This window comes from Aliiglaciecola sp. (assembly GCF_039982535.1).
GTDB lineage: Bacteria > Pseudomonadota > Gammaproteobacteria > Enterobacterales > Alteromonadaceae > Aliiglaciecola.
In genome coordinates this window covers 465859-479222 of the sequence record NZ_JBDWYG010000038.1, presented here as the reverse complement: position 1 = coordinate 479222, position 13364 = coordinate 465859, and the positions used below count along the sequence as shown (strand labels likewise).

Below are 13364 nucleotides of genomic sequence, written 5' to 3'. Positions count from 1 at the left end.
GACTAAAGCTAGACGAGCTTCGGCAAAATAGTACAAATAATAACTTAAATACCGTTAAGACACAGCTAAACTTGTTCTATTAAGAATTAGCTGCATGTGTTTTTTGATATTAGGATCAGCATAAATTGCTTTAGTCTGCTTTCTGTAGATATCCAAAAACTCTTGATTTTTACTTAAATCACCAAAAATTGAAGTGAGCTCTAAAAATGAGTCAGGGTTGATAGAATATTTAGCCGCTGCAACGTGCAACTCATCAGCCATGACATCAATAATAGTGATCGCTTTATTGTGACGATCTGTTTGTTTATCACTGTAGTAACACCATGCAGCCAAAACCAACGTAGCACACTGTATATCCCCTTTATTTTGCAGATTGTCGTTAATCGTTGGGATCAAAAACGTGGCTAACTTAGAGGCGCTTTCAGAACAAATTCGAGTTAAATGATCTTTTATATTTGGGTTAGCAAAACGCTGCAGTAAAGTTTGCTTGTAGTCATCTAAATCGATGCCATTAACGGCAGGCAAAATAGGCGTAACTTCAGAATCCATAAACAGTTGCAAGAACTGGCTAAAAATTGGATCTTGAACACTTTCGTCAATGGTTTCAAAACCATGTATCGAGCCCAAAATACCTAGTACTGAGTGTCCCGCATTCAACAATCTTATTTTCATGTTTTCGTAGGGTGTAACATCTGGCACAAATTGCGCGCCCACCTTTTGCCACTGGGGTCTACCAGCACTAAACTTATCTTCAATTATCCATTGATGAAAAGGTTCGCAAGTTACAGGCCATTCATCTTGCAGATTAAACTCTGCCTCTAAATATTCTATATCTGCAGGTGTGGTGACAGGTGTTATACGGTCAACCATTGCATTTGGAAAAGGCACTTCTTGTTCAATCCATTTTGCCAATTCAAAATCGACTTTTTGGCTGTAGGCTAACAACATTTTTCGAGCCACATCACCGTTATGTTGAATATTATCGCAAGACTGCACGGTAAACGGCGGTAAACCTCTTTCCATACGGAGTTTCAATGCCGCAGTTAAGAATCCAAACACTAACCGAGGCGCATATGGATTAGCTAAATCATGAATAACATCTGGGTTATCGAAGTCAAACTCATTAGTCGCTGGGTTGAAGTTGTAACCACCTTCAGTAATCGTCAGGGAAACAATCTTTGTGCTGGCATCAGCCATTTTCTGAATAACCGCATTGGGTTCATCACAGCCTAGCAAGAAATCGGTCATACAACCTATCACTTGATTTTCAATAGAGCCATTAGGGTGCTTAACGATCAGCGTATAAAGATAGTCTTGCTGCTCTAAAATCGACTTCATTTTGCGATCGGCATCTCTTAATCCAACACCGCAAATTCCCCAATTAAGGTCGCCTGTTTGGTTCATGTAAGCGTCAGTATAATAAGCTTCGTGAGAACGATGGAACCCGCCCACTCCTACGTGCACTATTCCTGCTTCAACTTTTTTACGATCATAGTTAGGCACCGAAAAACTGCTCGGTAATTGTTGAAGGTTAGTGTCATTAAGACGAAATTTAGATTGAGTATTCATTAACCTTCCCCTACTACGATTGCGTAGCTAATTGTTTTTTACGCTGCATATTCCAATATGCAGTTACGAAATAAATGATAGTGCAAACAAAGCCGACCGTTTGGAACAAATCGCGATTGGCTTCATAAGCAGGTATCCCGGCACTGTAAAACATGGTGTTTATTGCAAACAAAGTAGTGATCAATAAACTGCCAATGGATACAAACTGAAGCACTTTAGAGAATAAACTGGTGTCAATACTTTCTTCTGGCTCAAGGTGAGCTTGTTGGGTTTGATACTCTTCTACACGCTGCTCAAAAGCTTCCATTTTCTGCTGCTCGTGAGGGTATTCTTCCGAAGCACCATAAAATTTAGCCAACACCACATAACACACAGTTGTAAAGAACCAAGTAGGGATGAATAAATAATAAAAAGACAAAATATCGAGTGCGTTTAGTCCAAAACCAAATGTCAGTCCAAGTCCCCAAGATGCAACAGCTGGAACACTGTGTGTAAGATTTTTAAAGGTTACCCAGTAACGAGTAAAACCAATACGTGGAAATATAAAGTGTTCAGCAAACACAATTGCGCCAACCGGCACAACTAAGAGCCCAGCGTAAGTTAACAGTGGTAGCATTTTATTAAAAACGAATGGGAAACAGGCAATAAGAACGGCTACAACCCCGACAACTAGGGTCGTTTTATTTCTCGATTGGTTTTTGAAAATGGCTTGGGCAGCCAAACCCGAGCGATAAAGGTTTGCATTTGCTGTAGTCCAACCAGCCACGATTACGATAACTAGGCCAGATAATCCTAGCGCTTGGAATGCAACGTCACCGGGGTCTAATTCAATAATCGATTTTTTAACAATAACCGCTGTACCCGCACCCATGATGCCAGCTGAGATCCAAGCAATATAATGTCCAAATAACATACCTGCTGAGGTACACAATCCGTATGCGCGTTTTTTCGCATAACGTAACAGCGCCATATCAATCAAACCCACATGAGTTATAGTGTTAGCAGCCCAAGAAAAACCAATCACTTCTAGCAAACCAATACCAGGTTCACCATTTGCGTTTAATCCGGTCCAAACGGACAAGCTACCAATTTCCATAAAGTCGGCCCAGCCGGTCAAGCTTGTTTCTCCCAAAACATGTTGTGACAGAGCAGGCAACAGCACTAGAGGACCACACACAAACATCACGAACAACCAAGGCGCGCATATACGAGAGAAGTTTGAAACTGCGGTAAAACCGTACATGGCAACTAAAACCACGATAGTTCCTACCGCCAAGACCACACACACAAACCATAAATTAGTAGGGTACCAGTCCAGTTGTGCCGGAATATTCAAAGCAAAACGCACAGCAGTGGCCGATACCGTAATCATGGCGGCAGATATAACCGTAAAAATAATAACGTTTACCCAGTTATACAGGGTTGTCATAGAGTTACCGGCTATTTTTTGTAAATAGGTATACAAACTTAACCGCGTTTCAATGGCAATGGGCGTGGTAATTAAAGTCCAACTCAATACAGCAAGAATGTTACCTATTAGTAAACCAAGTAGAATATCTGACATGGTTGCACCAAGGGCAACGAAAGTGGCACCAATAACAAATTCAGTAGCCGCAACGTGCTCACCTGCATATAAACCTAAAAAATGCGTCCACCCCTTTAACTTATGTTTGGGGATGGGTAATTGCTCTTCATCTACAGTATCTAGATTAATTTGATATTTATCAGGTGTCATCATTATTACCTGTCATTAAGTTGTCGTTGTGGGCGAGTAGTTCCCAATAAAATTAATTGAATCAATATAATAATTAAACTCACCATTACTATGCATCGATTCGCCTTAGCTATCATTTGGGTTTTCTGTTGAAAACACCAATTATGCGCAAATGCTCAACATGTGGGCATATTCCCACAAATTAACTCTAAAGGTCAATATATTGTTAATTAAATATCCTTAAAAAATTCCATTATTGAATAATTTGTTAAAGTAATGACGTCAAAAAAAGTTCTCTTCGCCCTTTAGAAATTAAAGAAAAAAACATAAACATCAAAAGGATAGATATTATTGAAAGAATTTCAAATCGCCATTATTTAATATTTAAATTAAACACATAGATGTTAATTAAATTTGACAAGGAAAATGTTAAAAACTTAATACCGAAATGCAGTTATTCCATAGAAAAATAAAAAACTGGCCTAAAAACCCCATCCAAAACCACGGTTTGTGCACATTTAATCTTTAAGCTTATCCCCTTACGTTCCCCCATAACTCACGATTTTTAGGGCTTTTTAGGGGCTAGGAGGTTAACGCATGAGAAACATACGATGGTTTTAGTCGAACTCTACAAATATATTATTTCTTGTGATGGTGGGGACATTAGTAGCTGCATGTCATGGTGAGAGCATAAACATAACAGCAGCGGATTTCGATCAAGATACATTCAGTAATGACAATGGAACCGCTTATACAACGGACTCCACCGATGCTGTACTTTGTATCTATTTTTACAATGAGCAGAATGAATCAGAATCAGTCTCGCCAAGTAGTTATGCAGATTGGACTTGCCATGGCACGTATAGCAACTTAACTGCTAACGGCATACCCGACAATGCTTGTAGCCTTGGGGACAATAGTGGCAGTTGGAATATTGAAGTGGCAGCTAAAGACAGCTGTACTCTTGCCCTATAATCGATAATCGCAACTTAATGTTTAACAAAACGTCTTAAAAGCACTGGCAATAAGGTAGAGTCTGTTAGCAGCGCCATTAACATTGCTAGACCTGTTAGTAGCCCGAATAGAATACTCGGTACAAAATCAGAAAAGCTCAATAATGCAAAACCGATTGTGATGATGGTAGTAGTAAATAACAGCGCATAACCGACACTATTAAAGGTGTTTTTGATTGCTTGTTCTGCTCCAGTGGCGTGTTTAGCACCAAGGCTGTTTTTGGCACCAAGGCTGTCTCCAGTATCAGTGTTTCTGCTCGCTTCAAGATAGCGGTGGATAAAGTGAATGGTATCATCCACGGCTATCCCCATGGCAATGGCCGAAATGGTAATAGTCATTAAATCTAAAGGGATCCCCAGCAATCCCATCACACCTAAAATAGTAAGGGTGGTGAGGATATTAGGAATAACCGCGATTAACGCGATTCTTATTGAGCGAAATATTGCCAATAACACTAAAAATAAAGCGATAAAAACCAACCCCAATGTCATAATTTGCGACTTGAACAAACGCTGCAATATATCCTGATAAAGTACAAAAAGGTTAGTAACCAGATAATCTTGTCTGTCGACACCAATTGCTTGCATATCTGCATTAAGATCATCTAAAAATTCAGCTCGGTTAAACTCTGCTGTGCTGTCTTTGATTCGCGTGCTTATTCTAAGTTGATTAGTTTCAGGATCAAAATACGCACCTAACAACTTATCTTTTAAAGATTTATCAACCAAGGTATAGATTGCTGTTAACTCATACTCGGTAAGAGGTTTATTTTCATTTATTGCCATTGCCAACTCAGTAAAATTATATACTGAGGTAACATTCCCCATGGCCTCAAAACTTGTTAGTACCGCTTGGACTTTTTGTAAGCTTTGAATTGCCTCAGCAGTCAGTACTAAGTCTTTGTCCCGTTGCTCAGTGGGAATGGTATAAACCACGTCCATAGGCGTAGAACCACCAAACTCTTGGTCGATGAAAGTTAGTTCCTGACGCACTTGGGTAGACTCTTTGAAATAGTTTAGAAAACTATTTTCCACATCTAAACGTGTTATCCCTACAATAGATACAACCACCAACACCACACTTAACACGCCTATTGATTTTGTATAATTGAGACTCAGGGTCGTGAACCCTTTAATAATCCATTGGGTAAAACGATTTTCACCACTTTCATCCTTATGAGATAACACCGATAAAAATGCTGGAAAAAGTAGCAAGCTAACCAGAATAGAAATAACCATAGCGACTATCATCATCCAGCCGAAACTCACAACAGGTTGAATACCGCTGAAAAGTAACGAACCAAAACCAACAGAAGTCGTTAAACCCGCATAAAGACAAGGTTTAAACTTGTTTTTTAGGGTCTTTTCTAATAGCTGAGATTGACTGTCTTGTTTATTCTTAACAGCAAGTTGCCGATACTCCACAATCAAATGAATCATCACGGCTAGCGTCAGGATCAATTGCAGCGCTATGAAGTTTGAGGATATAACCGTGGTTCGCAAATCTAATAAACCAAAAATCCCCACAGTTAATAACACACTCAACCCACAAGAAACTACTGGCAACACCACCCAGCGAATCCGACGAAATAAAATAAACAACATCACCACAATAGCGCCGCCGATTGCACTGCCAAATAACAGCAGATCCCGCTTTATAATATCAATCATCTGCTGACCCAGAACATAGGCGCCACCTAAATAGAAGTCTGCATCTTGTTGGTATTCTTCGGTTATCTCGTAAATCCTATCTATCTCTTGTTTGCGCTGTTTTTTCAGTTTTTGCTCAATGGGATCAGCTTGAGCTTTTAGTTGGCTTATTTTTTTCTGCTGCTGTTCCGATAACTCACTCTCAAGGGCATTCTTCTGGATATCAATAATCTGATTTTGAATATCGACTAGTTGTGAATTCTTTTTAAAAACAATTTGAATGGCTGTCGCGGTTTGTGCCTGGTTGACTAATAAGTCGGTAAACAAAGGATGCTTGTTGAACACCTGTTGCATTTGTTGCGCTGAATATTTTTGAGATTGCCAACTATATTGTTCGGGGTTTAAATCGGCACTTAGGGAAGTGGCATTACTCAACAGCGGAACGTTAAGTATATTGGTCACCGACTTCACTCTAGGCAGCGCTGCGAAAGCATCACTTAGTTGTTCAAGTTGCTGAAAGGTTTTATCTGAAAACACCTCGTGATCTTTTGGTTGGTAGGCCACCAAAATAAATTCATCAGGTGAAAACTTTTGATTCATCACCTGTGATTGAATATAAAGTTGGTTGTCTTTTACTAGTAAAGTGTCCGCTGAGGCATCAATCCTAAATCGCTGAGCAAAGTAGGCAGACACAATTCCCAACACAATAAAAGTAAGCAATATCCATTTGCTCTGACGGATCAACAATTGTTCTAAATTAGATTTCACTGTTGCTCTTCCCCTTCAGGTGAGTCTACATTTTTGTGTTTAACACGATTTTTTTCACTGTTTGCAGGTGAAGGCGAGAATTGTTGAACGCCACCGTCAAATTGCTCGTCTCTTTCAACGCTTTGTAGATACAAGTTTCTAAAAAATGTGTAGGGATCATCAGATTGAGCGCGTAACTCTTCATAGGAGGGAGCGGTAGGTACAAAATCATTAAATCCATCAAGTCCCTGAAGGTAAGTAGATTCGGGTGAATCAGAAATAACATGAACCGGACTAAGTAGGCTTTCACCTATGGTAGAAAAGGCATTTCTGAAATCTGACTGGCCAAGTATGGGTAACACTAGATAATTACCATAGCCGACATCATAGGAGGCCAAAGTATCACCAATTGTAGTGGTCTCCTCTGGCATATCAAACCATGCATCAGCGGGATCAAATAACCCTAAAAGCCCCACCGTTGAATTAATTAAAAATCGACCTAAATTGGTGCCAGATTTTTTACCTTCACCTTGCGCCAAATTGTTTAATAAATTGAGAGGCTCGCGCAAATTACTGAAAAAATTGCCTATACCCGTTTGTACTGGATCCGGCACTACCGCATCGTAGCCTTTGCCAACCGGAATCAGAAAATAGCGATATACAACATCATTAAAAGCAAAAATAGGCCGATTAATAGACTCTAAAGGATCATCAAAGGTTACAGGATCATAGGTGACAACTGTTGGGGTTAAGACTTGCTCGCCTTGAGAAGTATTGATGACAATTTCTTGATTACTAAGCGGTTTTTCAGAGACCTGATCAACTTGGTTGGAACTACATCCACTGATGATCAGAATACTGATCAAGCACACGGATTTAATATATGCGGTGAATGGATTTAGTATTTTAGAATCCAACATAGTTTGTTCTCATTTTTATTGTAGCTATGAATTTCAATTTCGCTTCAGGCAGTTTCCTAAAGGCGACCTGTCAGTCAGTCATTCATTCTTTCTTTAATTATAATTAGCAATTTACTTGCCAAACGCAGGGATGCTTAAGATGAACGATAAAATTACCTTTCTAAGGGATTACGCTGAAACAACAGCGAAAGGATCAAATCCTTGTTAAGCAAGGAAATTAGTAGCTCAAAGGCTTAATAAAGGTGATGAGTTAAAAACATTATTCGAAAAACAGACGAGATGCTTTTCGAATAAAAGCAAAAGCCGCCTAAAAAATATGGGGGAAATTATCAAAAAAAATTGTAAAACTTACTCAACAATAGAAATTGCTACAGTTTGTTAATCGTCCTACATTTATTTTAAAAAGTACGACTCAACATTTAACTAAACACATATAACTACACTCATCGACACACTAACGTAAATTGTATGCCTAAAATTTTTCCTCAGCTATTGCATTTGCCGATAGTCTCTTTAATCTAACCATAACGCTTTTTCAGACAAGCAAAGTCTTTGTTAGTTAACCTATTTAGTAAACATCTCTCTATTAGAATTCGCTACATACTGGCGCTTTGCCTGGTAGGCGCGACTGTATCAACATCCGCCTTAATGCTCCGTTATATCTTTAAAGCCCAAATGAACGATGCTTATGTTGTTAATGTTGCTGGTCAACAACGTATGTTATCCCAGCGCATCGCTCTTTTTGTCACTCGTATATCCACCTGCCCAGCAAACTACGAAGAACTCAATGAGACCCTAAAAACTACCATTGAAAAATTTGCAGGGAACCGAGAATACTTAACTCAACTACCGAAGCTTCCTAGCAACATACAAGAAATATATTTTGGCAAGCCCGCACTAGACTCTAAAACTCAAAACTATGTAAAAGCAGCTCAACAATTTAGTGGTAATGGAAAGAACTGTGGATTGATCCCCTCCGACTTCAATGCTAAAGAAACTAACGAACTGCTTTTTTACTTAGACAAAGTTGTACAAGAGTTTGAATTAGATGCTCGTGATCGGGTAGAGCGCGTTGAAAGCATTGAATTGGCTTTATGGTTATTTACACTCTTATTGTTAGTACTTGAAGCATTGCTCATCTTTCACCCCATGGAAAAGAAAATCAAAACCTCCTTAGCCTCTTTACGCAAAGCTTTACGCAAATCTAAAGATGCAGAACAACAAGCAAACGAGGCCAATAAAGCAAAATCTGAATTTCTAGCCAGCATGAGTCATGAGCTACGCACTCCAATGAATGGGCTTTTCGGCATGATAGAATTGGCCATTGATAACCCGAGCAAAAGTAACGATTACTTGAAAAAAGCCAAGAGTGCTGGAAAACAACTATTAGTGCTTATTAACGATGTATTAGATCTATCTAAAATTGAAGCTGGCAAGCTGCGTATTGAAAGAACTCCTTTTGATCTAATCCAATTATTGGATGACGTGTCCTCTGTACAATCGGCCAATTGTCGAATAAAGAACTTAACCTTTGATTTTCAAAAGACAACTAGCTTACCAACTCGAATCATCAGCGATCCCACACGTCTATCTCAAATCATGCAAAATTTATTAAATAATGCCATTAAGTTTACTGAAACTGGGGGCGTAACCCTCTCTGCAGGGGTCAAGATTAGAGATAAAAAATACTGGTTAACTATTAACGTCAAAGATACAGGGATAGGCATTGATAGCCAGAAATTGGCCTCTATTTTTAACAAGTTTGAACAAGCAGAACAATCAACCACAAGATTATTTGGTGGTTCAGGATTGGGATTAGCCATTAGTAAACAGTTAGCTGATTTAATGAAAGGCGAACTTGAAGTAACCAGTGAATTAAATACTGGAAGTTGTTTTACTCTCTCAATTCCCATTGAAATAGACAGTGAAAAAATTGAAAACATTAACCCTGAAGTCCAATTAAAATGCGCAATTGTCGATGACTTGATCACCAGTAGAGAATATATTCAGCACATTGCCGAGCTTCAAGGTGTGGTGACATCTACCTTTGAATCAGCTAGAGAATTTTTAGCAACTGATTATTCTGAATACGACATTTTAATCGTCGATTTATCCATGCCTGAGCTGACGGGTGTCGATTTGATTGAGGAAATCGTTAAAAGGAATGCAGCCAGATTACCTTACATTATTTTGGTATCCGCAATGATTGAACATTTAGAATGTTCTGATGAAGTGAGAAGAGTCATATGGCGTACTCACGCTAAACCTATTCTGAGACAGGAACTAGAAGTTGATTTGCGACAATTGCAAAAAATTCATGTACGCCAAGACTCAAATATTGTGCAGCCGCAAACGAAATTTAAAATTTTAGTCGCTGAAGATAATGAAATTAACGCTGAGGTAGTGAAAGCGATGCTTGAAGCCTCTGGTTACGATGTTTCGATAGTCGGTGATGGAGAAAAAGCCATTAACGCATGCATATTCGAAGAGTTTGATTTGATTTTGATGGACTTACAAATGCCAGTTATGGATGGCTTAACCGCAACGGCTAAGTTGAAAACTGATATAAACTTTAATAAACCTATTATCGCCCTGACCGCTAACGCTTATGTGGAGGATCGAGAAAAGTGTAAAAACGCAGGAATGACTGACTTTTTATCCAAACCCATAGATAAAGTGTCATTGATTACTATGATCCAGAAATACTTAAAAGATTAACTTTTTACCCTTGATACTGTTGGGTTATTTTACGTAAGGTCGGTTGAGTAACATCCAATAGTTTGGCTTTATGTTGCTGTGTTATTTGTTGACGGACAACAATTGACTGCATGATGGACTCTAAAGTAGGCCAAAATTTAGGAATAGTATCCCGCTCAACAAAGCGCTGAAGTAACTCATTATACTCTGTACTCAGGCTATCTAATTGAGGATGAGCTATATTCACGTCTTTCAACTTTGTTGAACGTCTCCTTAGAGTTGACTCTGACTGATCCAGGTTAAGCGCCATTTGATACAGAGTTCCCCACTTTTCTAAACACAACTCTATCCACTGTTTTTCCAACCAAGTACTGATTGCAAATGGCACTGACTGCTGAATAGCCACTGAAACGACTTTATCGACGAGGCCCGATAAAGCTTGCATCAATTCTTCATCACTATCTTGATTGATGTGGCTAGATAGGTCTTGTTGTGAAACCGGTGTCGTCTGAGGTAAAGAAAAAGATTGTTCTTGTAGACTCAAATGCTCAGGCTCTAGGTAAGCTCCAGAACAAGTGATAACTGCACGCATAATGCAATTTCTTAGTTCTCTAATATTACCCGGCCAGTTGTATAGCCGAATTTTATCCACAGCTGATGCAGACAGGTCGGTAATTTGTTTATTGTATTGATGACTAAACTTTTTCAAAAAATGCCGAGCTAAAAGCAAAGCATCATTGCCACGCTGGTTCAACGGCGGCAGATGTAGCGTAAATACGTTGATTCGATAATAGAGGTCTGCACGGAAACGTCCTGCAGCCACCTCATCAGCTAAATTTCGATTGGTTGCTAATATCAACCTTACATCCACTTTTCTAACTCTTTGATCGCCCACAGCAACAAAGGTTTTCTCTTGAACGAAACGTAATAACTTGGACTGTATATCGAGGGGTAACTCTCCAACTTCATCAAGAAATAGTGTGCCGCCATCGGCCTGGGCAATTTTACCAGGTTGATCACTAGTCGCGCTGGTAAACGCGCCTTTTCTATGACCAAAAAGTTCGCTTTCCATAAGATGAGTAACGATAGTACTGCAATCTACGGTTATAAAAGGTTTATCGGGTTGTATACCGTGAGTATGAACTTGTTTAGCAATGACTTCCTTACCGGTCCCCGATTCACCGATAAGCAACACGGAAGCATCCGTAGGGGCGACTAATTGCACCTGCTGCATTAAGGTTTGCATTGCCGCAGATTCAAATAAAAACTCGTGCTCACTAGATTCATCTGCAGTTTTATTTTCCACCGGCTTTTGACTTTGGTCCAACAATAGAATTCGTTCAATTGCAGTACCTAGGTTCGCAGAAACTTGCTGAAGCAACTCGGTGTACTTTTGCGCTAAAGACTGATCTTTCAATGGCCAACGTAATACAACGGCTCCCTGACAACTACCACGAGTAACGAGGGGGACGACACTTTGCACACTAGTGGCGTTAAGTTTTTGTACCTTAGAATACGCTGTGCTATTCCCGTCACTTACTAAGTTATCAATGTTAACCTTAGATGTTACCCACTGATTGACATCATTGACATCGACTGTAGGTCCATTAGTTTCATAGGACAGATTAGTTAAACCGCCACCTCTGTTGATATAAAGCCCTGCATAAACAGGTAACATTCCAGCAAAAAGTAAATGGCAAACCTGCTTTGAAAAGCTTTGTAAGTCGTGGGTATTGCCGATGATACGAATTACATCCCACTGCAATGTTATGAGTTTAAAGTCTGCGTCTGCGGCATCTGAGAATTTACCACTCATACGGTCCATATTAGCGAGTATGTTGGCATCGAATTTAGGTTGCCAGCACACTAAGGTACCGCCACCGATACTTCTTGCCGCCTGTAGTGCTGCATTGGCCCTGCGGAAAAGCTCAAGTGGAGACTGTTCATTAAGTTGTTCTTCCGACTCAATAGTGGCTAATCCAAAGCTAAAATCCAAACTAACTTTTTTATCTGAGAAGCGTTTTTGCCTCAACATTTCGCGCATTCTAGACGCTAAAACCTGCCCCTGCTGCTCATTGGTGTCAGGCAGATGTGCAGCAAAAACAGCGCCACTGAAACGGCTGGCAAAATCGTCAGTTCGTAATAAATCCGACATGCACTGAATAACTTCAGCTAAAGCCTGATCGCCCATTTCGCGACCATAGCGTTGATTAAACGCCGCAAAATCATCAGGATTAACCAATAGCAGTGTAACAGGCGCACCGTTTGCCGCGCTTTGTTCCTGCCACTCCTGAGTTTGCCAACTAGCAACTTGACGAAAAATTAATAGCGTTTCATTTTGATTTAATGGACCTGCAAAGCCGTCCAGCATCACCACTGAGTGCTTTAATTTAACCGGAAATGGCGGCAGCCTCGTCATCGCATGGGTTCGGCTCATGTCAGCCAATATTTGCAACATTCGGCGTTTAGCAATAGGTGATGGAACGTTTAAACAAGATAGTAAATCTTGACCAATAACAATATCGCCAGTGTCTACCATCTCTTCTAATAAAGGTGCATTTACCTCCACTATGCGACCGTCAGCGTTTAAGGTCATGGACATTTCACCAAGACACTCGGATAACATTGAAAGTTTGTGCTTACTACGCTCTAAATCCTTGCTTACCTGACGATGCTGTTTCAATAATGACAATATTGGTAATACAGCGTCTACTTGTGTCCAGTCCAAATACCAATGCTCTGCTGCGTTAGTTTTTGTTGGAACATGAGGGGCATCTTGGGATAACCAGAAGACTTGCCGATTATCTAAGTTGAAGCGTTTAATCAGAGACTCAGCATGGCCTTGATTCTGACAGAGAACTAATATTGGGGAGCGTAAGTTTTGACTCGATAAACCTGAGGTAATTAGAGTGTAGTGAGACCCATACCGCTGTCGAATTGATACAACTGCGCCTTGGTACGTCAAATCTTCGGCTAAATCATCATCCACAAAAAGGGTGATGATGCTTTGATTTTCTGGGACAGTTTCAACTTGCAAAGACGATTTCATTATTA

General features: G+C 39.8%; 7 protein-coding genes. 2 read left to right on the top strand and 5 right to left on the bottom strand.

Going from position 1 to position 13364, the window contains the following annotated elements:
* Positions 1-54: 54 nt before the first annotated feature.
* Positions 55-1569, bottom strand: a complete 1515-nt coding sequence (locus ABJV04_RS11265) for a mannitol dehydrogenase family protein (RefSeq protein WP_348491615.1) — start codon at positions 1567-1569, stop codon at positions 55-57.
* 13 nt (positions 1570-1582) lie between these two features.
* Entirely contained in the window at positions 1583-3304 is a 1722-nt protein-coding gene (locus ABJV04_RS11260) for a hypothetical protein (protein ID WP_348491614.1), read from the bottom strand.
* 630 nt (positions 3305-3934) lie between these two features.
* Here ABJV04_RS11260 and ABJV04_RS11255 point away from each other — a divergent pair.
* Complete coding sequence (locus tag ABJV04_RS11255) at positions 3935-4258, top strand: hypothetical protein (RefSeq protein WP_348491613.1); 324 nt, start codon at positions 3935-3937, stop codon at positions 4256-4258.
* Positions 4259-4272: 14 nt separating this feature from the next.
* On the opposite strand, the gene ABJV04_RS11250 is transcribed toward ABJV04_RS11255, so the two are convergent.
* Together ABJV04_RS11250 and ABJV04_RS11245 are read right to left on the bottom strand one after the other, a co-directional pair.
* A complete protein-coding gene (locus ABJV04_RS11250) occupies positions 4273-6714 on the bottom strand; it encodes an MMPL family transporter (protein ID WP_348491612.1) in 2442 nt (813 codons plus the stop codon).
* Positions 6711-7613: a VacJ family lipoprotein gene (locus ABJV04_RS11245; RefSeq protein ID WP_348491611.1), complete on the bottom strand. Its 903-nt coding sequence runs from the start codon at positions 7611-7613 to the stop codon at positions 6711-6713. Before ABJV04_RS11245 ends, ABJV04_RS11250 begins: the two co-directional genes overlap by 4 nt.
* 648 nt (positions 7614-8261) lie before the next feature.
* Between ABJV04_RS11245 and ABJV04_RS11240 the strand changes: the two genes are divergently transcribed.
* Positions 8262-10331 carry a response regulator gene (locus ABJV04_RS11240; RefSeq protein ID WP_348491610.1) on the top strand — a complete coding sequence of 690 codons (2070 nt, stop codon included), beginning with the start codon at positions 8262-8264 and terminating at the stop codon, positions 10329-10331.
* Positions 10332-10335: 4 nt separating this feature from the next.
* Here ABJV04_RS11240 and ABJV04_RS11235 read toward each other — a convergent pair whose 3' ends face one another.
* On the bottom strand, positions 10336-13359 hold the full coding sequence (locus ABJV04_RS11235) for a sigma 54-interacting transcriptional regulator (RefSeq protein WP_348491609.1): 3024 nt from the start codon (positions 13357-13359) through the stop codon (positions 10336-10338).
* Positions 13360-13364: the final 5 nt, after the last annotated feature.